The following is a 23,267-nucleotide window of genomic DNA, read 5'->3' as shown; positions in this document are numbered from 1 at the left end:
TCAGACGCCGTCCACGAGAGGGACGAGTGCCCGGGGGCGGCGCGCGGACGGGATCTGCGGCTGTCCGCTCTCCAGGCCGAAGGTGGTGAAGGCGGTGCGGCCGGGCAGGGGGTAGGGCTCCTGCCCGGTCAGGTCGTTGAGGATGGTCGCGCTGCGCCAGGCGGCGAGGCCGAGGTCGGGGGCGCCCACGCCGTGGGTGTGGGTCTCGGCGTTCTGGACGTAGACGGAGCCGCTGACGGAGGGGTCGAGGAGGAGGCGGAACCGGTCGTCGACGCGGGGGCGTTCGCGGCTGTCGCGGCGCATGTAGGGGTCGAGACCGGCGAGGACGCGGCCGAGGGGGCGCTCGCGGTAGCCGGTGGCGAGGACGACAGCGTCGGTGGTGAGGCGGGAGCGGGTCTTCTGCTGGGCGTGCTCCAGGTGGAGTTCGACCCGGGTGGTGGCGACGCGGCCGGCGGTGCGGACGTGCACACCGGGGGTGAGGACGGTGTCGGGCCAGCCGCCGTCGAGGGTGCGGCGGTACAGCTCGTCGTGGATGTCGGCGGTCGTGTCCGCGTCGATGCCCTTGTGCAGCTGCCACTGGGAGGCGACGAGGCGGTCGCGGACCTGTTCGGCCAGGCCGTGGAAGTAGCGGGTGTAGTCGGGGGTGAAGTGCTCCAGGCCGAGCTTGGAGTACTCCATGGGGGCGAACGCCTCGCTGCGGCCCAGCCAGTGCAGCCGCTCGCGGCCGGCGGGCCGGTGGCGGAGCAGGTCCAGGAAGATCTCCGCGCCGGACTGGCCGGTGCCGATGACGGTGACGTGCCCGGCGGCGAGCAGCGCGTCGCGGTGGTCGAGGTAGTCGGCGGCGTGCAGGACGGGTACGCCGGGCGCGTCCACGAGGGGGCGCAGCGGGTCCGGGACGTCGGGCTCGGTGCCGACACCGAGGACGACGTTGCGGGTGTGGGTGCGGCCCAGGGCCTCGGCCTCGCCCTCCGCGTCGAGCTGGGTGTAGTCGACCTCGAACAGCTCGCGTTCGGGGTTCCAGCGGACGGCGTCGACCTGGTGGTGGAAGCGGAGCGAGGGCAGGCTCTCGGCGACCCAGCGGCAGTAGGCGTCGTACTCGGCGCGCCGGATGTGGAAGCGCTCGGCGAAGTAGAAGGGGAACAGGCGGTCTCTGGCCTTGAGGTGGTTGAGGAAGGTCCAGGGACTCGCCGGGTCGGCGAGGGTGACCAGATCGGCCAGGAAGGGCACCTGGACGCGCGCGCCGTCGATGAGCAGTCCGGGGTGCCAGTGGAAGGCCGGGCGCTGGTCGTAGAACACGGCGTCGAGCCCGCCGAGGGGATCGGCGAGCGCCGCGAGCGAGAGGTTGAAGGGGCCGATGCCGATGCCCACGAGGTCGCGGGGGACGTCGGACGCGGTGGCGTTCATCGCGGAGCGGGTCCTTTCGGGGAGTTGTCCACAGGGGCGCGGAGCGCGGGCGGCTCGGCGGGCCGGGCATGGGGGGTGGGCGGGGCGGCCGTGAACCGCGGCCGGCGGGCGGGAGCGCGGGTGGCGGGGGCGACGGCCCTGGCGGAGGCACGAGTGGCGCGGGCAGGGCCGGCGGCGCCCTCGGCGGGCACCGTGTCCGGGGCGCGGAGCGCCGCGGCACAACCCCGGGCGGGCAGGTTCTCGCCCGCCGCGTCCGCGGCCCGGGAGGCGACGGCGTCGAGTCCGCACCGAGACGGCCGGTCGCCGCGGGCAGCCGCGGCGGCGCGCCGAGGGCGCGACACGACGCCGAGCGGGGGCCGCGGGACGCGGGCCCCGCCGAGAACGGGCGGGGCGGCGGGCCCGGAGGGCGGTGGCGCGTGGGGTGGGAGGTCGCGTGGGGGCCGCAGGGCGTGGGTGCCGTGCGGGTTCCGGGTGGGGGGCGGCGGGCCCATGGGCTGTCCTCCGGGCGCGGGGACGGGGAGCTCCAGCTTGGACGCGAATGCGTGGCTACGCCCGGACAGCCCAACGATCACACCCGAAAGGGTGTACGCCCGCGGCCGGTTCCCCGGTGAGGGAACCGGCCGCGGCGGGGTTTCAGCGCGCGTCCGCCTCCCGTACCCGCAGTGCCCGGGCCAGGTCGTCCAGCTGGTCGGCGAGCTTGCGGCGCAGGGCGGGGATCGGGCCGTCGCCGGCGAGGCATTCCCGGCCGAGGCGCAGGTTGGCGTCGTCGACGGCGTGGCCCGGGAAGGCCCAGCGGCCGGCGGCGTCGGCGATGGCGGGGCCGCGGCGGGCGGCGACCGCGACCGCCTCGGCGTAGTAGCGCGGCACGTAGTCCCGCACCAGGTCGGCCTGTTCGGGCTGCCAGAAGCCCTGGGCGGTGGCGGTGAAAAGGTAGTTGGAGAGGTCGTCGGTGGCGAACATGGCCTCCCAGGCCCGGCTCTTCGCCTCGGCGTCGGGCAGCGCTGCGCGGCAGCGGGCGGCGCCCTCCTGGCCGGTGGCGCTGGGGTCCCGGGCGAGTTCGGCGGCGATGGCCTCCTCACCGGTGGCGCCGAGAACGGCGAGGCGGGTGAGGATGCGCCAGCGCAGCTCGGGATCCAGCTCCGGGCCGCCGGGCACGGTGCCGTCGGCGAGCCAGGCCGCGATGGTGTCGGGGTGGGCGGCGGTGGCGATGCGGTGGCGTACGGCGATGAGGCGCAGCCCGGGGTGGTCGCCGTCCTCGGTGCGGCGGATGAGGTCGCGGCACAGCTCTGCGAGGGTGGACAGCGCGGCCGGCCGCCGCTCGGGCGTGACGTACCGGTCGGCGACCTGGCCGGCGGCGAAGGCGAGGACGCCGTCGACGAGGGCGAGGTCGGTCTCGTACGGGAGGTGGGCGCGGGCGATGTCCAGGTAGGTGCCGGCGGGGAGTTCGCCGTCGCGCACCGCGTCCCGCAGGGCGTTCCAGACGACGGCCCGGGTGAGCGGGTCGGGCAGTCCGGACAGGCCCTCGCGGACGGTCCGGAAGGACTCGGCGTCGAAGCGGACCTTGGCGTAACTGAGGTCGCCGTCGTTCAGGACGACCAGGGCGGGGAGCTTGCCGATGGGCCGGGGTTCGGCCTGGGGCAGGTCGACGTCGAGGCGTTCGCGCAGGGTGAGGCGGCCCTCGTCGCTCAGGTCGCGGTCGTAGAGGCCGACGGCGACACGGTGCGGGCGGCTGCCGGCCCGGTCGACGGCGAGCAGGCGGCCGCCGTTGTCACCGGTGACGCGCGGGGTGAGGGTGTCGACGCCGGTGGTGCGCAGCCAGGCGTCGGCCCAGGCGTGGACGTCGCGGTCGGTGGCGGCGGCGAGGGAGTCGATGAAGTCGGCGAGGGCGGCGTTGCCGAACCTGTGCCGCTCGAAGTGGATGTTGATGCCGGCCAGGAAGTCCTTCTCGCCGAGCCAGGCGACGAGCTGGCGCAGGGCGGAGGCACCCTTGGCGTAGGAGATGCCGTCGAAGTTGAGCAGGGCCGAGGCGGTGTCCTCGACGTTCTCCGGGGCCACGGGGTGGGTGGAGGGGCGCTGGTCGGCGTCGTAGCCCCAGGCCTTGCGGGTGACGCCGAAGTCGGTCCAGGTGTCGGTGAAGCGGGTGGCCTCGGCGGTGGTCTGGTAGCCCATGTACTCGGCGAAGGACTCGTTCAGCCAGATGTCGTCCCACCACCGGAGGGTGACGAGATCGCCGAACCACATGTGGGCCATCTCGTGGGCGATGACCATGGCGCGGGTCTGCCGCTGCGTCTCGGTGACCGCGGACCGGAAGACGAACTCGTCGCGGAAGGTGACCAGTCCGGGGTTCTCCATGGCGCCGGCGTTGAACTCGGGGACGAACGCCTGGTCGTAGGAGTCGAAGGGGTAGGGCTCGGTGAACTTCTCGTGGTAGCGGTCGAAGCAGGCGCGGGTGACGTCGAGCAGTTCGCCGGCGTCGGCGTCGAGGTGGCGGGCGAGCGAGCGGCGGCAGTGGATGCCGAAGGGCAGACCGCGGTGCTCGGTGCGCACGGAGTGCCAGGGGCCCGCGGCGACGGCGACGAGGTAGGTGGAGATCAGCGGGGTGGCGGCGGCCTGCCAGCGGCCGTCGCCCAGGTGCTCGGTGACGCCGTTGGCGAGCACGGTCCAGCCCTCGGGGGCGGTGACGGTGAGGTCGAAGACTGCCTTGAGGTCGGGCTGGTCGAAGGCGGCGAAGACGCGCTGCACGTCGTCCAGGAACAGCTGGGTGTAGACGTAGGTCTCGCCGTCGGCGGGGTCGGTGAAGCGGTGCATGCCCTCGCCGGTGCTGGAGTAGCGCATGGCGGCCTCGACGCGCAGCTCGTGCTCGCCCGGGGTGAGGGACTTCAGGGCGAGCCTGTTCTCGTCCAGGGCGGCCGGGTCGAGGGGCTGTCCGTCCAGCGTGACGGTGCGCAGCTCGGCGGGCCTGACCTCGACGAAGGTGTCCGTGCTGTCCGTGTCGTCGCGGACCGTGAAGCGGATGACGGTGCGGGAGTCGAAGGTGTCGTCCCCACGGGTCAGATCGAGGTCGATCGCGTAGTGGTGGACGTCGAGGAGCCGGGAACGGGTCTGCGCTTCGTCGCGCGTCAGTACGGACATGAACGACATGCTGCCTGATGCCGTCGGCAGGGCACAGGGGCGGTTCGCTACGCGGAGAATGTCCGGCGCGCGCCCCGGCGGGCGGGGGCGCTGCCGCAGGGTCAGCCGGAGGCCGAGCTCTCCGCGATGCGCTCGTGGTGGTGGATCACCTCGGCGATGATGAAGTTCAGGAACTTCTCGGCGAACGCCGGGTCCAGCTTGGCGCTCTCGGCGAGGGCGCGCAGCCGGGCGATCTGCTTCGCCTCACGGGCCGGATCTCCGGGCGGCAGCTGGTGGCGGGCCTTGAGGTGGCCGACCTGCTGGGTGCACTTGAAGCGCTCGGCGAGCATGTGGACGACGGCCGCGTCGATGTTGTCGATGCTGTCCCGCAGCCGGGCCAGCTCCTCGCGGACGGCGGGGTCGACGGCATCCGTGTTGCTGGTGGTCATGGACGCCCACCCTACGGGCGTGGCGGCTGTCGCCGCAGACCGTCTCAGGCCCTGAACGCCGTACAGTCGTCGTGAGGGTCTCTTGGAGTGGACACGGGGTTCAGCGTCTTGGGGGTCGGGCGTGGCGAACGGCGGACCGGTCGAGCACGGCTTCCCGCACCTGGCGACGGTGCGCGAGGCGGTCACCGCGCTGTACAGGCGGTTGTCCTACGACACCGTGCAGACGTTCCCCGCCAGTGTGGCCCCGGCCGACGTGGCGTTCAGCGACACCGACGACCTGTATCTGGGCACGCAGCGGGTGGCCCACGAACTCGTGCGGCACTACCGGCTGCCCGACGCCCGGATGATCGTCTCCTTCCGCGAGATGACGCATGCGGCGAACGTGGAACTCACTGCGGGCCCCGAGTACTTCATCGAGCTGAACGACCGCTTCCGCACCCACCGCCGGGACATCGGCGCGGCCCTCGCGCACGAGGTGATGCACGTCTACCTGCACCGTCTCGACCTGTCCTTCCCCGGCACCCGGGACAACGAGATCCTCACCGACACCGCGACGACGTACCTGGGCGCGGGCTGGCTGCTGCTCGACGCCTACCGGGAGGACTCGGCGTCCTCGCAGAAGCTGGGCTACCTGACCCCGGAGGAGTTCGGGTACGTGCTGGCCAAGCGGGCGCTGGTGTTCGGCGAGGACCCGTCGGTGTGGTTCACCAGTCCGCAGGCGTACACGGCGTACGGCAAGGGCCTGCGGCGGGCCCGCCAGGACGAGCAGCAGCCGCCGCTGACCGCGGCCGGCTGGGCGGGCCGCCGCCGCTATGCACGGGACCGCCGTCACGCCCAGGACGCGCACGCCGCGGGCCCCGCCGCGGAGGGCCCGTACCGGTTCACGCCGCAGGAGCACGGACCGCTGCGCGTGTCGTTCCCCTGCCCGACCTGTCATCAGCGGATCAGGGTCCCGGTGCGCGGCCGGGTCCGGGCCCGGTGCGGGCTGTGCCGGACGGTACTGGAGTGCGACACCTAGGGGGTGGCGCGGTGTTTCAATGCCGGTATGACAAAGGCCATCGAAGAGCCCTGGGGGATCAGCGTGTCCGGCACGGGCACGGTGCGGACCGAACCCGGCCTCGCGCGGGTTCAGCCGGCGGTGGACGTGCTGGAGCCGACACCGGAGCGCGCGTTCCAGCAGGCCGGGGCGGCCGTCTCGCGGCTGCGGGAGGTCCTGCGGCGGCACGGCGTACCGGACGCCGGGGTCTCGGGCTCCCGGCTCGGGCTCAGCTCGGAGTACGACGGTCACGGGGGTGAGCGCAGGCTCCTCGGCTACCGGTGCCAGGCCTCGTACTCGGTGGAGACGCGGGCGCTGGACGGTCTCGAACAGCTGATCACGGACATGGTGGACGCGGGCGCCCACCGGATCGACGGCGTCGAGTTCGACGTCCTCGACAAGCAGGCGCTGCGGGACGAGGCACGGCGCCGGGCGGTGGCCGCGGCCCGGCGCAAGGCGCAGGTGTACGCGGAGGCGGCGGACGTGCGGCTGGGCCCGGTGCTGCACATCCAGGACGTGGAGGCGGAGCCCTTCGCCCACTTCCGCGCGGCCAAGGCGGGCGGCGGGTCCGGCGACCTGGCGCCGGGCACGGTGGAGGTGTCCGCGGAGGTCCTGCTGGGCTTCTCGCTGCGGCACTGACCGCGCGCGGCCGCCCGTCCGCTACGGCCGTACGATGCCCTGCGCGCGTGCGGCCACCAGCCACTTGGGGAATTCGCCCACCAGCCGGTCGTACAGCTCGGCGTCGGTCACCTCGCGCGGGTCGCGGCCCGCGTGGAAGAACCCGGCGTTGTCCACGACCCGCTTCTGCGGCACCGCCAGTTCGTCCAGCTTGCGCAGGTACTCGAACTGGCGGCTGCCCGGGTCGCCGAAGCCGACGAACTGCCAGAACAGCGGCAGCGGCGCCGCCTTGCACAGGTATCGTTCCGCCGCGAGCCGGTTGATCGGGCCGCCGTCGGTCTGGAAGACGACCAGGGCGGGGTGGCGGGCGCCGCTGTCCAGGTAGTGGTCGATGACGGCGTCCATGGCCAGGTGGTAGCTGGTCTTCCCCATGTGCCCGAGTCCGGCCACGATCCGCTCGATCCGCCCCTCGTGGTCGGCGAGCGCGATCTCGGTGACCGCGTCGACGTCCGTGGAGAAGAACACCACGGGCACGGTGCCGTCGTCGTCGAGGTGCGCGGAGAGCCCGAGCACCCGGTCGGCGAGCGCCTGCACACTGCCGTCCCTGTAGTACGGCTTCATCGACCCGGAGTAGTCGACGACCAGGTAGACCGCAGCCCGCGCCCCCTCCAGCCCGTGCTTGGTGAGCGACACCCCGGCGCTCTTGTACAGGTCGACCAGCGCGGGCGCCGCCTCCCGCACCTTGGTGAGACTGATCGCGGCCATCCGACTCCCCCGTCACCCCTGACATACGGCTACTGGCCGCCGAGGCTACGGCACCGCGCACCCCGCCTCCGAGAGCGGTCACCGGCATTCGCTATTTTGTTCGCCGCCGTCCCCACCGGCGGTGACGGCCATGATCACGGCGCGCGGAGCGCCGTACCTACAGGCGGAGGTTCCCGCGATGAGACGTGCCGGTGTGCTGCTTCTGGGGGCCGTTCCCGTGATCGCCGCGGGGGTGTACCTGGCGGTGCCGGCGGACCCCGGGGGCGCGGACGGCACCGCGGACTCCACGACCGCCGCGGCCACCGCCCCGTCGTCCCGCGAGGACGCCAAGGGGCGGGCCGAACAGGAGCGGGCGGCGGACGACGCGCTGATCGCCGGCCTGCCGCCGGGGCTCGCCGCGCCCGCCAAGAAGGAGCTGGCCCAGCAGCTGGTGTCCAGCGCCGAGAACTCGACCACCGAGTGGCGCACCGCGTACGGCACCATCGAGGACCTCGGGGACGGCGACGGGTACACCGCGGGCATCATCGGTTTCTGCACCGGCACCCACGACCTGCTCGCCCTGGTCGAGCGCTACACCGAGGCCCACCCGGAGAACGGCCTGGCCGCGTATCTGCCCGCCCTGCGCGAGGTCGACGGCACCGACTCCCACGAGGGCCTGGACCCGGGCTTCACGGCGGCCTGGCGGGCGGAGGCGGAGGTCCCCGCGTTCCGCGAGGCCCAGGAGGCGGAGCGCGACCGCGTCTACTTCGAACCGGCGGTCCGCCTCGCCAAGCTGGACGGCCTCGGCACGCTGGGGCAGTTCGTCTACTACGACGCGATGGTCTTCCACGGCCCGGACACGGACGCCGAGGGCTTCTACGGGCTGCGCGAGCGGGCCATGGCCGAGGCGAGGACGCCCGCGCGGGGCGGCTCCGAGAAGGAGTACCTGGGGGCCTTCCTGGACGTCCGCCGCCGGGCCATGGAGGCCAAGCGCCCGGGCATCGACACCTCCCGCGTCGACACCGCCCAGCGCCGGTTCCTGGCGGCCGGGAACCTGAAGCTGGAGACGCCGCTGGAGTGGGAGGTGTACGGGGACGCCTACCGGGCGCCCTGACACATGCGACGGCGCCTGCCCATGGTCCGGTCGGGGACGGGGCAGGCGCCATCAGTGTTCCGCACGCCTTTGTGCGGGACGTTCTTCGGTTGTTCCGTCCGTCAGGCCACGAGTGCGCGGTCCGTCGGGCGGATCGGGGCCGGCAGGTCGCTGGCCCCGGTCAGGAAGCGGTCGGCACCGCGGGCGGCCGAGCGGCCCTCGGCGATCGCCCAGACGATGAGGGACTGCCCGCGGCCGGCGTCACCGGCGACGAACACACCCGGCACGTTGGTCTGGAAGTCCGCGTCCCGGGCGATGTTACCGCGCTCGTCCAGGTCCAGGCCGAACTGGTCGACCAGACCGTTCTCCCGGTCGGGGCCGGTGAAGCCCATGGCGAGGGTGACCAGCTGGGCCGGGATCTTGCGCTCGGTGCCCGGCTTCGGGGTGAGCTTGCCGTCGATGAACTCGACCTCGCTCATGTGCAGCCACTGGACGTTGCCGTCCTCGTCGCCCTCGAAGTGGGTGGTGGAGACGGCGTAGACCCGCTCGCCGCCCTCCTCGTGGGCGCTGGTGACCTTGTACAGCATCGGGAAGGTCGGCCACGGCTGGCGCGCCGCGTCCCGCTCCTCGCCCGGCCGGGGCATGATCTCCAGCTGGGTGACGGAGGCCGCGCCCTGGCGGTGGGCGGTGCCCACGCAGTCGGCGCCGGTGTCGCCGCCGCCGATGACGACGACGTGCTTGCCCTCGGCCGAGATCGGCGGGGCGACGTAGTCGCCCTCCTGGACCTTGTTGGCCAGCGGCAGGTACTCCATGGCCTGGTGGATGCCGTTCAGCTCGCGGCCGGGGACCGGCAGGTCGCGGGCGGTGGTGGAGCCGACGGCGATGACGACGGCGTCGTACCGCTTCTTCAGATCGCCGGCCTTCAGGTCGCGGCCGATCTCGACGCCGGTGCGGAAGCGGGTGCCCTCCGCGCGCATCTGCTCTATGCGGCGGTTGATGTGCCGCTTCTCCATCTTGAACTCGGGGATGCCGTACCGGAGGAGGCCTCCGACGCGGTCCGCGCGCTCGTAGACGGCGACCGTGTGGCCGGCCCGGGTGAGCTGCTGGGCCGCGGCCAGGCCGGCCGGGCCCGAACCGATGACGGCGACGGTCTTGCCGGACAGGCGCTCCGGGATCTGCGGGGCGACGTCCCCGGTCTCCCACGCCTTGTCGATGATGGAGACCTCGACGTTCTTGATGGTGACCGGCGGCTGGTTGATGCCGAGCACGCACGCGGCCTCGCACGGAGCCGGGCACAGACGGCCGGTGAACTCCGGGAAGTTGTTGGTGGCGTGCAGCCGCTCGGACGCGGCCGACCAGTCCTCGCGGTAGGCGTAGTCGTTCCACTCGGGGATCAGGTTCCCGAGCGGGCAGCCGTTGTGGCAGAACGGGATGCCGCAGTCCATGCAGCGGCTGGCCTGCTTGCTGATGATCGGCAGCAGGGAGCCGGGGACGTAGACCTCGTTCCAGTCCTTGACGCGTTCCTCGACCGGCCGGGACTGGGCGACTTCACGGCCGTGGTTGAGAAAGCCCTTGGGGTCAGCCATTGGTCGCCGCCTCCATCATCTTCTCGGTGATCTCGGTCTCGGAGAGACCGGCTCGCTCGGCGGCGTCCTTGGCGGCGAGCACTGCCTGGTACGTGCTGGGGATGATCTTGCTGAACCGCTCCACGGTGGCGGACCAGTCCGCGAGCAGCTTCTCGGCGACCGTGGACCCGGTCTCCTCGGCGTGCCGGCGCACCACGTCGTGCAGCCAGTCCCGGTCGGCGTCGTCCAGGGCCTGTACGGCGCCGACGTTGCCGGCGTTGACGTTGTCGGGGTCGAGGTCGACGACGTAGGCGATGCCGCCGGACATGCCGGCCGCGAAGTTGCGCCCGGTCTCGCCGAGGACGACCGCGTGACCGCCGGTCATGTACTCGCAGCCGTGGTCGCCGACGCCCTCGGAGACGACCAGCGCGCCGGAGTTGCGGACGCAGAAGCGCTCGCCGACCTTGCCGCGCAGGAACATCTCGCCGCCGGTGGCGCCGTAGCCGATGGTGTTGCCGGCGATGGTGGAGTACTCGGCGAGGTGGTCGGCGCCCCGGTCCGGGCGGACGACGATCCGGCCGCCGGAGAGGCCCTTGCCGACGTAGTCGTTGGCGTCGCCCTCCAGGCGCAGCGTGATGCCGCGCGGGACGAAGGCGCCGAAGGACTGGCCGGCGGAGCCGGTGAAGGTGATGTCGACGGTGTCGTCGGGCAGGCCCGCGCCGCCGAACTTCTTCGTCACCTCGTGGCCGAGCATGGTGCCGACCGTGCGGTTGATGTTGCGGATCGCGACCTGGGCGCGCACCGGGGCGGCCTGGGTGGCGTCCGCGGCGGACAGCGCGTCCGAGGCGAGCTTGATCAGCTGGTTGTCGAGCGCCTTCTCCAGGCCGTGGTCCTGTCCGGTGGCCTGGTGGCGCACGGCGCCCTCGGCCAGCGCGGGCACGTGGAAGAGCGGCTCGAGGTCGAGGCCCTGCGCCTTCCAGTGGTTGACGGCGCGGGTCACGTCGAGGGTCTCGGCGTGGCCGACGGCCTCCTCGATGGAGCGGAAGCCCAGCTCGGCGAGGATCTCGCGGACCTCTTCGGCGATGAACTGGAAGAAGTTCACCACGTACTCGGCCTTGCCGGAGTACCGGTCGCGCAGCACCGGGTTCTGGGTGGCGATGCCGACCGGGCAGGTGTCCAGGTGACAGACGCGCATCATGACGCAGCCGGAGACGACGAGCGGCGCGGTCGCGAAACCGAACTCCTCGGCGCCGAGCAGCGCGGCGATGACGACGTCCCGGCCGGTCTTCAGCTGGCCGTCGGTCTGCACGACGATGCGGTCGCGCAGGCCGTTGAGCAGCAGGGTCTGCTGGGTCTCGGCGAGGCCCAGCTCCCAGGGGCCGCCGGCGTGCTTCAGCGAGGTGAGCGGCGAGGCGCCCGTGCCGCCGTCGTGGCCGGAGATGAGGACGACGTCCGCGTGCGCCTTCGACACACCCGCCGCGACCGTGCCGACGCCGACCTCGGAGACCAGCTTGACGTGGATCCGCGCCTGCGGGTTCGCGTTCTTGAGGTCGTGGATCAGCTGGGCGAGGTCCTCGATGGAGTAGATGTCGTGGTGCGGCGGCGGGGAGATCAGGCCGACGCCGGGGGTGCTGTGCCGGGTCTTGGCGACCCAGGGGTACACCTTGTGGCCGGGCAGCTGGCCGCCCTCGCCGGGCTTGGCGCCCTGGGCCATCTTGATCTGGATGTCGTCCGCGTTGACCAGGTACTCGCTGGTGACGCCGAAGCGGCCGGAGGCGACCTGCTTGATCGAGGAGCGGCGCGCCGGGTCGTACAGGCGCTCCGGGTCCTCGCCGCCCTCACCGGTGTTGGACTTGCCGCCCAGCTGGTTCATGGCGATGGCGAGGGTCTCGTGCGCCTCCTGGGAGATGGAGCCGTACGACATGGCGCCGGTGGAGAAGCGCTTGACGATCTCGGAGACGGGCTCGACCTCGTCGACGGAGATCGGCGCCCGGTCGGACGTGAACCCGAACATGCCGCGCAGCGTCATCAGGCGCTCGGACTGCTCGTTCACGCGCTCGGTGTACTGCTTGAAGATGTCGTACTTGCCGGAGCGCGTGGCGTGCTGGAGGCGGAAGACCGTCTCCGGGTCGAACAGGTGCGGCTCGCCCTCGCGCCGCCACTGGTACTCGCCGCCGATCTCCAGGGCACGGTGCGCGGGCGCGATGCCGCTGGCCGGGTACGCCTTGGCGTGGCGGGCGGCGACCTCCTTGGCGACGACGTCGATGCCGACGCCGCCGATCTTGGTGGCGGTGCCGTTGAAGTACTTGGCAACGAACTCCTCGTCGAGCCCGACGGCCTCGAAGACCTGGGCGCCGCGGTAGGAGGCGACGGTGGAGATGCCCATCTTGGACATGACCTTGAGGACGCCCTTGCCGAGGGCGTAGATCAGGTTCCGGATGGCCTGGTCGGGCTCGCCGTCGTCGGTCTGCAGGAAGGTGCCCGCGCGGACCAGGTCCTCGACGGACTCCATCGCCAGGTACGGGTTGACGGCGGCGGCGCCGAAGCCGATGAGCAGGGCGACGTGGTGGACCTCGCGGACGTCACCGGCCTCGACCAGCAGGCCCACCTCGGTGCGCTGCTTGGTGCGGATGAGGTGGTGGTGGACGGCCGCGGTGAGCAGCAGCGACGGGATCGGCGCGTGCTCGGCGTCCGAGTGGCGGTCGGAGAGGACGATCAGCCGGGCGCCGTTCTCGATCGCGGCGTCGGTCTCGGCGCAGATCTCCTCTATGCGGGCGGCGAGTGAGTCGCCGCCGCCGTGCACCCGGTAGAGACCGGAGAGGGTCGCGGCCTTGAAGCCGGGCATGTCGCCGTCGGCGTTGATGTGGATGAGCTTGGCCAGCTCGTCGTTGTCGATCACCGGGAAGGGCAGCAGGACGCTGCGGCAGGAGGCCGCCGTCGGGTCGAGGAGGTTGCCCTGCGGGCCCAGCGAGGAGCGCAGCGAGGTGACCAGTTCCTCGCGGATGGCGTCCAGCGGCGGGTTGGTGACCTGCGCGAAGAGCTGGGTGAAGTAGTCGAAGAGCAGCCGGGGGCGCTCGGACAGCGCGGCGATGGGCGAGTCGGTGCCCATGGAGCCGATCGGCTCGGCGCCGGTCTTGGCCATCGGCGCGACGAGGACGCGCAGCTCCTCCTCGGTGTACCCGAAGGTCTGCTGGCGGCGGGTGACCGAGGCGTGGGTGTGCACGATGTGCTCGCGCTCGGGCAGGTCGGACAGCTCGATCTCGCCGGCCTCGATCCACTCGGCGTACGGCTTCTCCGCCGCGAGCTGGGCCTTGATCTCGTCGTCCTCGATGATGCGGTGCTCGGCGGTGTCCACGAGGAACATGCGGCCGGGCTGGAGGCGGCCCTTGCGGACGACCTTCGCGGGGTCGATGTCGAGGACGCCGACCTCGGAGCCGAGGACGACGAGGCCGTCGTCGGTGACCCAGTAGCGGCCGGGGCGCAGGCCGTTGCGGTCGAGCACGGCGCCGACCTGGGTGCCGTCGGTGAAGGTGACGCAGGCGGGGCCGTCCCAGGGCTCCATCATCGTGGAGTGGAACTGGTAGAAGGCGCGCCGGTCCGGGTTCATGGAGTCGTGGTTCTCCCACGCCTCCGGGATCATCATCAGCACGGAGTGCGGCAGCGAGCGTCCGCCGAGGTGCAGCAGCTCCAGGACCTCGTCGAAGGAGGCGGAGTCCGAGGCGTCCGGTGTGCAGACCGGGAAGATGCGCTCCAGGTCCGAGGACGAGCCGAACAGGTCGGAGGCGAGCTGGGACTCGCGGGCGCGCATCCAGTTGCGGTTGCCCTTGACCGTGTTGATCTCGCCGTTGTGCGCGACGAAGCGGTACGGGTGGGCGAGCGGCCAGCTCGGGAAGGTGTTGGTGGAGAACCGGGAGTGCACGAGCGCGATCGCGGAGGCGAAGCGGCGGTCGGACAGGTCCGGGAAGAACGGCTCCAGCTGGCCGGTGGTCAGCATGCCCTTGTAGACGATGGTCCGCGCGGACAGCGACGGGAAGTAGACGCCGGCCTCGCGCTCGGCGCGCTTGCGCAGCGCGAAGGCGTGGCGGTCGAGGGCGATGCCCTGCGAAGCCCCGTCCGTCACGAAGATCTGGCGGAAGACCGGCATGGTCGAGCGGGCGGTGGCGCCGAGCATCTGCGGGGCGACCGGCACCTCGCGCCAGCCGAGGACGGTGAGGCCCTCCTCGCCCGCGATCGTCTCGATCCGCGAGACGGCGTCCTCGGTGCCGTCCACCGGCAGGAAGGCGATGCCGACGGCGTACGACCCGGCCTCGGGCAGCTCGAATCCGGCCACCTCGCGGAAGAACGCGTCGGGCACCTGGGAGAGGATGCCCGCGCCGTCGCCCGAGTCGGGCTCGGAGCCGGTGGCGCCTCGGTGCTCCAGGTTCCGCAGCACGGTGAGTGCCTGGTCGACCAGGGTGTGCGATGCCTCGCCGGTGAGAGTGGCGACGAAACCGACGCCGCAGGCGTCGTGCTCGTTGCGGGGGTCGTACATACCCTGGGCAGCAGGGCGAGCATCCATGAAGGACCAGTTCTGGCCACTCGCGGAATGCTGGGACGGCTGGCGCGGCGTACGCATCGGCTCTCCCGTCGTCGTCATCTGGCATGTGCAGGTGCCGAGGGACGACGTTGGCCCTCTGCGGTGTCGGTGCAAAATTTGGTGCAGGTTACATGATGGAGTGGTTCTCGGTAAACGGGACAATCCATTCCAACATGCGGACAGCGAGGGCTGCGGCGGGGGTACCGCGGCCGGCGGTGGAAGCTATGGAGGACCGAAGCGCACAGATCGATGTCCGTCGGCCCGAAGGCGTGGAATGAGCGTCGTCGCTCGCCCCACGGGTGCGCGGCCGGCCTCATTGCCCACAGCGCTTACGGCTCATGCCCGGAGATTACGTACTCGAAACCAGCGAGTAACGGCTACTTATGCGGCCCCTCGCATAAGTTCGAGCCGGGCTATCCTACGGCCGTCCCGAACAGGCTGCCCAGGACGTACGTCACACCGGCCGCCGCACCGCCGAGCGCGAGCTGCCGCAGTCCGCTGTACCACCAGCTGCGCGCCGTCACCTTCGCCACCACAGCGCCGCACAGGAACAGTCCGGCCAGTGCGAGCAGCACCGCGGGCCAGAGCGCGGAGGCGCCGAGCAAGTACGGCAGCACGGGCAGCAGGGCGCCCAGCGCGAAGGAACCGAAGGACGACACGGCGGCGACGGTGGGCGAGGGCAGGTCGGAGGGGTCGATGCCCAGCTCCTCGCGGGCGTGTATCTCCAGCGCCTGCTCGGGGTCACTGGACAGCTGCCGGGCCACCTCCCGCGCGAGCCGCGGTTCGACGCCGCGGGCCTCGTAGAGCGCGGCCAGCTCGGCCTCCTCGTCCTTCGGGTGCTTCCTCAGCTCCCGGCGCTCCACGTCCAGCTCGGCCTCGACCAGCTCCCGCTGCGAGGCGACGGAGGTGTACTCGCCGGCGGCCATGGAGAAGGCGCCGGCGGCCAGACCGGCCATACCGGTCAGCACGACGGTCTGCTGGCTCACCGCGCCGCCGGCGACGCCGGTCATCAGGGCGAGGTTGGAGACCAGGCCGTCCATCGCGCCGAAGACGGCGGGGCGCAGCCAGCCGCCGTTCACGTCGCGGTGGGTGTGGTTGTCGCGGTGCGCCTCGTGCAGCGGCGCCTCGGTCTCGATGATGGCCATGAGGGATCCCCCGGAGAGCTAGTTTGGATCGGTTCTACTTTTTAACAACACCCAATCTACGTCGATCATTTCCGGCTCGCCAGCAAGGAAAGGCTGTGCTTACCTGCGGTTTTACCTCTCCGTGCTCATTCGTGATCTTGTCCGCACAGATGTCGACCGGGTGACGCTGGGCCCGGTGAGGCTGCGGTGCGCACCGCACCGGGGACAGATGCGCAGAGGGAGAGGAGAGGCCGCATGGCATCCACCGCCTGCATTCCCCCGGTCCCCGCGCCCCAGGGCGCCGTCGGACTCCGCGAACGGGCCCGGGGCGCGCTGCTCGGACTGGCCGTCGGGGACGCCCTCGGGGCGCCGGCCGAGAACATGAAGCCGTCGGAGATCCGCGCCCGATGGGGCCGCATCACGGGATACGTGGCCGACCGGCCGGCCGGCACCGACGACACCGAGTACGCGATCTTCTCCGGCCTGCTGCTCGCCCGGTACGGCGCCGCGCTCACCCCGGTGCACGTGGAGACCGCCTGGCACGAGTGGATCGCGGACCGGGAGGAGGGCCCGTTCCGGGGCGCCGGCTTCAGCGAGCGCGGCACCCTGGAGAACCTGCGCCGGGGGCTGGCCGCCCCGATCTCCGCCCAGCACCGCCACGCCTGGAGCGACGGCCTGGCCATGCGGGCGGCCCCGCACGGCGTGTTCGCGGCCGGCCGCCCGGCCGAGGCGGCCCGGCTGGTCGCGATCGACGGCTCGGTCAGCCACGAAGGCGAGGGCATCTACGGCGGTCAGGCGGTGGCGGCGGGGGTCGCGGCGGCGATGGCCGGGGCGGCGCCGGTCGCGGTCGTGGCCTCCGCGCTGGCGGTCGTGCCGGACGACTCCTGGACCGCCCGCTGTCTGCGCCGCGCGATGACGGCGGCGCATCGCGGCGAACGCGCGGTCCGCTCCGCCGTGGTCATCGGCGGCTACCCGTGGACCGATTTGGCACCCGAGGCGGTCGCCCTCGCCTTCGGCGCGTACGCGGCGGCGGACGGCGACTTCACGGACGCGGTGCTGACGGCCGTCAACATGGGACGCGACGCCGACACCACGGCAGCGGTGGCGGGCGCGCTGGCCGGCGCCACCCACGGTGTCGCCGCCATCCCGCCCGCCTGGGCCGCCGCCATCGGCCCCGCCCGCGGCACCTGCCTGCCCGCGATCGCCGGTCACCACGTCCTGGAGGTGGCGGACCTGCTGACGGGCGCGGCGGAGGAGGTGCGGCGGACCGTGCGGGATCCGGAACGGGTCCCCCCGGGACGCGAGGAGCCCACGCACCCCTCCCACCCCGACGGCCCCCGCACCTCGCTCCCACCCGGCGACACCCCGCTCCCCGCCGACCGCCCCCCACCGGACCCCGACCCGCACGCCCCAGTGCCGATCCCGGGCACCCCGAAGGCACCCCCGCCCGGGAAAGCCGCACGGCGCACGAGACCCCACGGCCCGCCCCCGCCGGCCGACACCGCGCTCCCCGCCGACCGGACCTCGCCGGAGCCGGTCACGAACCCGCCCGCGCCGGGCGGTCGAGCCGCCGACGTACCACTGACCCCGCACGCCGTACCGCTCACGGACCCGCCCGCGCAGGGCACCCTCGTGGCCGAGGCGGGGGCGGAGGTGTGGCCGTGAGCGGGGTCCGGCCCGGCGTGGGCACGACGGTCACCACCGCGTACGTCGAGGCGCCCGGGGAGTCGGCGCCCGCCGGGATGGGACAGCGCCCCGCGCCCGAGGCCGGTATCCCCCGTGCGGTGCCGGGCCGCGACCGGGTCGAGGGGCTGCTCCTCGGTCTGGCCGCGGGCGACGCGGCCGGCTGGCCCGCCGCCCGGCACCGGGCCGCCCGGATGCCGGAGTGGACGCGCCGCCTCACCCGTGAGCTGGACACCTTCGCCGAGCAGAACGCGACCACCACCCTCCCCGTCCCCATCGCCCTGAACCAGCCCCCCGAGCCCCTGCGTCTCGGCCCCTCGGACGACGCCGAGTGGGCGGCGTTCGCGGCCGAGGCACTGCTGCGGGCCGGCGACGACAGCGTGCTCGGGGACCTGAGCCGGGACCGGAGGGTGCGGGCGGCGATCGACCTGACCTGGAACGCCGTCGCCAGCGAGGTGGCCGCGGCGACGGAACGCGCCCCGGAGGCCGAGTCGGCCGTACTGCCGCTGCGCGCCCGCATCTCGGTACGGGCCGGGCTCGGCAACCTCGCCGCGGGCCTGCGCCCGCCCGCCACCGGCCACGACAACCCGCACTACTTCGACGACGCCGCCTGCGTCCGGGCCTGCGTGCTCGCCGTCGCCCACCCGGGCGACCCGCGCCTCGCGGCGGACCTCGCCGAGTTCGACGCCCGCTACACCCAGGACGGCGACGGCGTGCACGGCGCGCGGGCGATGGCGGCGGCGCTGGCCCGGGCCCTCACCGGCGCCGGCGTGGACACCTGTGTGGCGGCCGCCCTCACCGAACTCCCCGAGGGGACGGAGATCGGCCGCAACGCCCGCCAGGCACTGGCCCTGGCGGCGGACGCCGAGAGCGCCTTCGCCCTCGTCCCGCTCCTCGAGCACCAGATCGTCGACCACGTCTACAGCTATGGCATCGCCGCCGCCGAGACCGTCCCGGTCGCCCTCGCCCTGGCCACCGCCGCCCGGGGCGTCCTCGCGGAGACGGTCCCGGCGGCGGCCTGTCTGTCCAGGGTCGCGGACTCCGCCCCCGCGCTGGCAGGCGCCCTCACCGGCGCGCTGGGCGGCGGCGCCTCGGTGCCCGCGTCCTGGCGGGACACCTGCCGCACCCTCCCCGGCTGCGTACTGCCCAGGCTCACCGGCACCGACCTCGTCGAACTCGCCGGACTCCTGCACGCCACGCAGCCGAACCGACCCGAAGGAGGACGCACGAAATGACAGCCCACACGCCGCGCTCCGGCCCGGCGACCCTGGAGGAGCGCGTCACCGGCGCCCTCGTCGGCGCGGCCGTCGGCGACGCGCTCGGCGGCCCGGTCGAGGGCTACTCCCCCGAGCAGATCCTCGAACGCCACGGCGGCCGGATCCACGGCGTCGTCGGCCCCTGGAACGGCGACGACTGGCGCACCGCCCGCCCTCTCGCGCCGTACCACAAGGGCGACGGCCACGTCACCGACGACACCCTGATGACCCACGCGCTGGTCCGCGTGTACGGCACGGTCCGCGACCACCTCGACGCCTACGCGGTCGCCGAGCACCTGGTCCCGGACCTGATGACGCACCCCCGCTGGATCCCGGAGCTGGAGACCGAGGCACTCCCGCTCCAGCGGATCTTCCTCGCGGAGAAGTGGCTGGTGGCGCGGATCCACTACGGCCACGTGGACCCGCGCGAGGCGGGCACCGGCAACATCGTCAACTGCGGTGCCGCGATGTACATGGCGCCGGTCGGCCTGGTCAACGCCGCCCACCCGGCGGGCGCGTACGCCGAGGCCCTGGACGTCGCCGGCGCGCACCAGTCGTCGTACGGCAGGGAGGCGGCCGGTGTCTTCGCGGCGGCGGTGGCCGCGGCCTGCGCGCCGGGCGCGACGCCGGACTCGGTGGTGGCCGCCTGTCTGGCCCTGGCCAAGGACGGCACGCGGGCCGCGATCGAGGCGGTCTGCGACGTGGCCGCGCGGTACTCGGACTTCGAGTCGGCGCTGGCCCCGCTGCGGGAGGCGGTCACGCCGTACGACACGGTGGGCCCCGACTACCGCGCGCCGTCGCTGGGCGCCCGGCGCCCGTCCCGGCTGCACGCGATCGAGGAACTGCCCGTCGCCCTCGGCATGCTCCTCGTCTCCGGAGGGGACTGGCGGCACGCGGTGCTCGGCGCGGTCAACTACGGCCGCGACTGCGACTCCATCGCCACGATGGCGGGCGCGCTGGCCGGGGCGCTGGGCTCACCGGTCCCCCAGGAGTGGGCCAAGCGGGTCGCGGAGGCCAGCCGCCTCGACCTGTGGGAGCCGGCCGCGACGCTGAGCGCGGTCGCCCGGGAGGTCTTCGAGCGGGACCTGGTGCGGCGCCGCGAGCACGAGCGGGCGTTCGGCGCGATCGGGGGTCCGTGATGCTGCGGCTGACCTGGGTGCAGCCCGAGGACCTGATCGGACACGAGCTGCGCCAGGCCGCCCTGGAGGGCCGCGACGCGTCGGCGGTCGCCGCCCGCTGGGAGGCGGCGGGCGGCGACCCGGCCCCCGACCGCGCGGGCGCGTCCCCCCGGCCCGCCTCCCGGGGCCTCAGGCTCCTGGCGGAGGAGCTGCTGGACGACCTGGCCGGGCTGGCGAACCCGACCGCCGCCGCGGAACCGACCGACCTGGACCGGATCCGGGACCTGTGCCCCGACTGGCCCGCACCGGCCGCCCCGCCGGCACCGGCCGTGTCCCCGGCGCCGAACCCGTCCGTGTCCCCGGCCCGGCTGGAGGCCGCCTGGCTGGGCCGGGCCGCCGGCTGCCTGCTCGGCAAGCCCGTCGAGAAGCTCCCGCTGACCGGCATCCGCCGCATCGGCCGCGCCACCGGCAACTGGCCCCCGACCGGCTACTTCACCGCCCGGGGCCTCCCCGCGGACCTCGCGGCCGCCCACCCCTGGAACCGCCGCTCCGCCGCCACCTCCCTCGCCGAGAACATCGACGGGATGCCCGAGGACGACGACCTCAACTACCCGCTCCTCAACCTCCTGCTCCTCCAGCGTCACGGCAGGAACTTCAGCACCGCCGACGTGGCCCGCGTGTGGCTCGACGAGCTCCCCGCCGGCCGCACCTTCACCGCCGAGCGCGTCGCCTACCGCAACCTGCTCTCCGGCCTGGAACCCCCCGCCACCGCCCGCCACCGCAACCCCTTCCGCGAGTGGATCGGCGCCCTGATCCGCGCCGACGTACACGGCTGGACCAACCCCGGCGACCCGGCCGCCGCGGCCGAGCAGGCCCACCGGGACGCCGCCCTGACCCACACCGCGAGCGGCGTCCACGCGGCCATGTTCGCCGCCGCCGTCATCGCCACCGCCGCCACCGGCACCCACGACGTGCACACCTGCCTGCGCACCGGCCTCGCGGTCGTGCCACCCGGCTCCCGCCTGTCCGCGGCCGTGCGCCACGCCGTCCACCTCGCCCAGGCGCACGCCGACTTCGACACGGTCGTCGACGAGTTGCACGCCCGCCACTCCCCCGCCCACCACTGGGTGCACGCCGTGCCCAACACCGCCCTGATCGCCGCCGCCCTCACCCACGCCGACGGCGACTTCACCGGCTCGGTCTCCCGCGCGGTCTCCGGGGGCTGGGACACCGACTCCAACGGCGCCACCGTCGGCGGCGTCGCCGGACTCCTCGCCGGCTCCCCCGCCGCCCTGCCCGAGCACTGGACGGGCCCGCTGAAGAACCGCCTGGCCACGTCGGTCGGCGACTTCGACGGCACCGGCTTCGACACCCTCGCCCACCTCACCCACCGGGAGGCCACCCGCCCATGTCCCAGCCCGCCGTGAACGCCGCCCCCGACTCCGTCACCGCCGCCACCGCCCCGCTCACCGGTCTGCGGGTGCTCGACCTCGCCACCCTCTTCGCGGGCCCGCTCGCCGCCACCATGCTCGGCGACTTCGGCGCCGAGGTGGTCAAGGTCGAACACCCCTCCCGGCCCGACCCGTCCCGGGGCCACGGCCCGTCCAAGGACGGCATCGGCCTGTGGTGGAAGATCCTGGGCCGCAACAAGCGCACGATCACCCTGGACCTCTCGAAGCCCGCCGGGCGCACCACCCTGCTGCGCCTCGTCTCGACCGCGGACGTCGTCATCGAGAACTTCCGTCCCGGCACCCTGGAGAAGTGGGACCTGGGCTGGGACGAGCTGTCCGCCGTCAACCCCCGGCTGGTCCTCACCCGGGTCACCGGCTTCGGCCAGTTCGGCCCGTACGCGCGCCGCCCCGGCTTCGGCACCCTCGCGGAGGCCATGAGCGGCTTCGCCGCGATGACCGGCGAACCGGACGCCCCGCCGACACTGCCGCCGTTCGGGCTCGCCGACTCGATCGCCGCGCTGGCCACGTCGTACGCCGTGATGACGGCGCTGGCCGCGCGCGAGCGCACCGGCGAGGGGCAGGTCGTCGACATGGCGATCATCGAGCCGATCCTCACCGTCCTGGGCCCGCAGCCCACCTGGTACGACCAGCTCGGCCACGTCCAGCCGCGCACCGGCAACCGCTCGCAGAACAACGCCCCGCGCAACACCTACCGCACCGCCGACGGCACCTGGGTCGCCGTGTCCACCTCGGCCCAGTCGGTCGCCGAGCGGGTGATGCGCCTGGTGGGCCGCCCGGAGCTGATCGACGAGCCCTGGTTCGCGTCCGGTGCCGACCGGGCCCGCCACGCCGACGTCCTGGACGCGGCGGTCGGCGACTGGATCGCCCGGCACGGCCGCGCCGACGTGCTCGCCGCCTTCGAGAAGGCCGAGGCGGCCGTGGCGCCGGTCCAGGACGTGCGGGACGTGATGACCGACCCGCAGTACCAGGCGCTCGACACCGTCACCACCGTCGACGATCCCGAGCTGGGCCCGCTGCGTATGCAGAACGTCCTCTTCCGGCTCTCCGCGACCCCGGGCGCCATCCGCTGGGCGGGCCGTCCGCACGGCGCGGACACGGAGGAGGTGCTGACCGAGCTGGGGCTGACCCCGGCGGACGTGAAAGAGCTGCGTGAGGAGGGCGTCGTATGACCGCACCCCCGCTGACCTGGCTGTACGCGCCCGGGGACCGGCCCCGGGTGGTCGCCAAGGCGCTGGCCGCCGGGGCCGACGTCGTCGTGGTCGACCTGGAGGACGCGGTCGCCCCGGACCGCAAGGAGTACGCCCGCGAGGCCACCGCGGAACTGCTCACCGAGCCGCAGCCGGTGCCGGTGCACGTCCGCGTCAACGCCCTGGACGGCCCGCTGGCCGCCGCGGACCTGAGGGCGCTGGCCGCGCTGCCGGGGCTGTCCGGCCTGCGGCTGCCCAAGGTGACGTCCCCCGGGCAGATCACCGACGTGGCGGCGGCCACCGGCGGGCCGCCCCTGTACGCGCTGCTGGAGACCGCCCTGGGCGTGGAGCGGGCGTACCCGATCGCCGCGGCCCATCCGGCGCTGCGCGGCATCGCCCTCGGCGAGGCGGACCTGCGGGCCGACCTGGGCGTGCACGGGGACACCGGCCTCGACTGGTCGCGCTCCCGGGTCGTGGTGGCCGCGCGGGCGGCCGGCCTGGCGCCGCCGTCGCAGACGGTGCATCCGGACACCCGGGACCTGGAGGGCCTGGCGGCGTCCTGCGCGCACGGCCGCGCCCTGGGGTTCCTCGGACGCGCCGCGATCCACCCCCGCCAGCTGCCGATCATCGAGCGGGCGTACCTGCCGACCGAGCGGGAGCTGGAGGAGGCGGAGACGATCGTCAAGGCGGCCAGCGTGCAGCCGGGCGCGCAGGCGCTGCCGGACGGCCGGTTCGTCGACGCGGCGGTGGTGGCGACGGCCCGGCGCACCCTGTCGCTGGCCCGGCGGCCCGTCCTGTCCTGACACGCGCCGAGGGCGCCCGGTGGAGATC

At 73.6% G+C, this 23,267-nt stretch carries 15 protein-coding genes and 1 pseudogene; 9 read left to right on the top strand and 7 right to left on the bottom strand.

Annotated elements, in window-relative coordinates:
- From ACGF3J_RS27755 to ACGF3J_RS27745, 3 genes are all read right to left on the bottom strand, one after another.
- Positions 1-1,404, bottom strand: coding sequence for a lysine N(6)-hydroxylase/L-ornithine N(5)-oxygenase family protein (locus ACGF3J_RS27755; protein WP_161326047.1), 1,404 nt, complete (start codon positions 1,402-1,404; stop codon positions 1-3).
- A gap of 633 nt (positions 1,405-2,037) precedes the next feature.
- The gene (pepN, locus tag ACGF3J_RS27750) at positions 2,038-4,536 is read right to left on the bottom strand and encodes an aminopeptidase N (protein WP_161330710.1); all 2,499 of its coding nucleotides are present in this window, start codon (positions 4,534-4,536) and stop codon (positions 2,038-2,040) included.
- A gap of 101 nt (positions 4,537-4,637) precedes the next feature.
- The gene (locus tag ACGF3J_RS27745; RefSeq protein WP_122614883.1) at positions 4,638-4,964 is read right to left on the bottom strand and encodes a chorismate mutase; all 327 of its coding nucleotides are present in this window, start codon (positions 4,962-4,964) and stop codon (positions 4,638-4,640) included.
- A 121-nt stretch (positions 4,965-5,085) separates the two neighbouring features.
- On the opposite strand from ACGF3J_RS27745, the gene ACGF3J_RS27740 reads away from it, so the two are divergent.
- A complete protein-coding gene (locus ACGF3J_RS27740; protein ID WP_161330711.1) occupies positions 5,086-5,982 on the top strand; it encodes a hypothetical protein in 897 nt (298 codons plus the stop codon).
- Between the two features lie 27 nt (positions 5,983-6,009).
- Entirely contained in the window at positions 6,010-6,639 is a 630-nt protein-coding gene (locus ACGF3J_RS27735; protein WP_161330712.1) for an SIMPL domain-containing protein, read from the top strand.
- 21 nt (positions 6,640-6,660) lie between these two features.
- Here the strand turns inward: ACGF3J_RS27735 and ACGF3J_RS27730 are convergent, their stop codons facing one another.
- The gene (locus ACGF3J_RS27730; RefSeq protein ID WP_161330713.1) at positions 6,661-7,383 is read right to left on the bottom strand and encodes a VWA domain-containing protein; all 723 of its coding nucleotides are present in this window, start codon (positions 7,381-7,383) and stop codon (positions 6,661-6,663) included.
- A 178-nt stretch (positions 7,384-7,561) separates the two neighbouring features.
- On the opposite strand from ACGF3J_RS27730, the gene ACGF3J_RS27725 reads away from it, so the two are divergent.
- The gene (locus ACGF3J_RS27725) at positions 7,562-8,476 is read left to right on the top strand and encodes a chitosanase (RefSeq protein WP_237552695.1); all 915 of its coding nucleotides are present in this window, start codon (positions 7,562-7,564) and stop codon (positions 8,474-8,476) included.
- Positions 8,477-8,577: 101 nt separating this feature from the next.
- On the opposite strand, the gene ACGF3J_RS27720 is transcribed toward ACGF3J_RS27725, so the two are convergent.
- The 3 genes from ACGF3J_RS27720 to ACGF3J_RS27710 all read right to left on the bottom strand — a co-directional run bounded on the left by ACGF3J_RS27720 (position 8,578) and on the right by ACGF3J_RS27710 (position 15,741).
- A complete protein-coding gene (locus ACGF3J_RS27720; protein WP_161330714.1) occupies positions 8,578-10,041 on the bottom strand; it encodes a glutamate synthase subunit beta in 1,464 nt (487 codons plus the stop codon).
- A complete protein-coding gene (gene gltB, locus ACGF3J_RS27715; protein ID WP_161330716.1) occupies positions 10,034-14,578 on the bottom strand; it encodes a glutamate synthase large subunit in 4,545 nt (1,514 codons plus the stop codon). The genes ACGF3J_RS27720 and gltB overlap by 8 nt, the downstream gene beginning before the upstream one ends.
- Positions 14,579-15,009: 431 nt before the next feature.
- Positions 15,010-15,741, bottom strand: coding sequence for a VIT1/CCC1 transporter family protein (locus ACGF3J_RS27710; RefSeq protein WP_125494459.1), 732 nt, complete (start codon positions 15,739-15,741; stop codon positions 15,010-15,012).
- Positions 15,742-15,975: 234 nt separating this feature from the next.
- Here ACGF3J_RS27710 and ACGF3J_RS27705 point away from each other — a divergent pair.
- The 6 genes and pseudogenes from ACGF3J_RS27705 to ACGF3J_RS27680 all read left to right on the top strand — a co-directional run.
- Positions 15,976-16,966, top strand: a pseudogene (locus ACGF3J_RS27705) (ADP-ribosylglycohydrolase family protein); the annotation flags it as partial.
- Between the two features lie 409 nt (positions 16,967-17,375).
- Positions 17,376-18,638: an ADP-ribosylglycohydrolase family protein gene (locus ACGF3J_RS27700; protein ID WP_393855005.1), complete on the top strand. Its 1,263-nt coding sequence runs from the start codon at positions 17,376-17,378 to the stop codon at positions 18,636-18,638.
- Positions 18,635-19,798: an ADP-ribosylglycohydrolase family protein gene (locus ACGF3J_RS27695; RefSeq protein WP_161328453.1), complete on the top strand. Its 1,164-nt coding sequence runs from the start codon at positions 18,635-18,637 to the stop codon at positions 19,796-19,798. Before ACGF3J_RS27700 ends, ACGF3J_RS27695 begins: the two co-directional genes overlap by 4 nt.
- A complete protein-coding gene (locus tag ACGF3J_RS27690; RefSeq protein ID WP_161328452.1) occupies positions 19,798-21,204 on the top strand; it encodes an ADP-ribosylglycohydrolase family protein in 1,407 nt (468 codons plus the stop codon). Before ACGF3J_RS27695 ends, ACGF3J_RS27690 begins: the two co-directional genes overlap by 1 nt.
- A complete protein-coding gene (locus ACGF3J_RS27685) occupies positions 21,186-22,418 on the top strand; it encodes a CaiB/BaiF CoA-transferase family protein (RefSeq protein WP_161328451.1) in 1,233 nt (410 codons plus the stop codon). Before ACGF3J_RS27690 ends, ACGF3J_RS27685 begins: the two co-directional genes overlap by 19 nt.
- On the top strand, positions 22,415-23,239 hold the full coding sequence (locus ACGF3J_RS27680) for an HpcH/HpaI aldolase/citrate lyase family protein (RefSeq protein WP_393855004.1): 825 nt from the start codon (positions 22,415-22,417) through the stop codon (positions 23,237-23,239). Before ACGF3J_RS27685 ends, ACGF3J_RS27680 begins: the two co-directional genes overlap by 4 nt.
- Positions 23,240-23,267: the final 28 nt, after the last annotated feature.

The organism is Streptomyces sp. NPDC048171, from assembly GCF_043202655.1.
Classification (GTDB): Bacteria; Actinomycetota; Actinomycetes; order Streptomycetales; family Streptomycetaceae; genus Streptomyces.
This window is presented reverse-complemented; position numbering and strand designations above follow the sequence as displayed.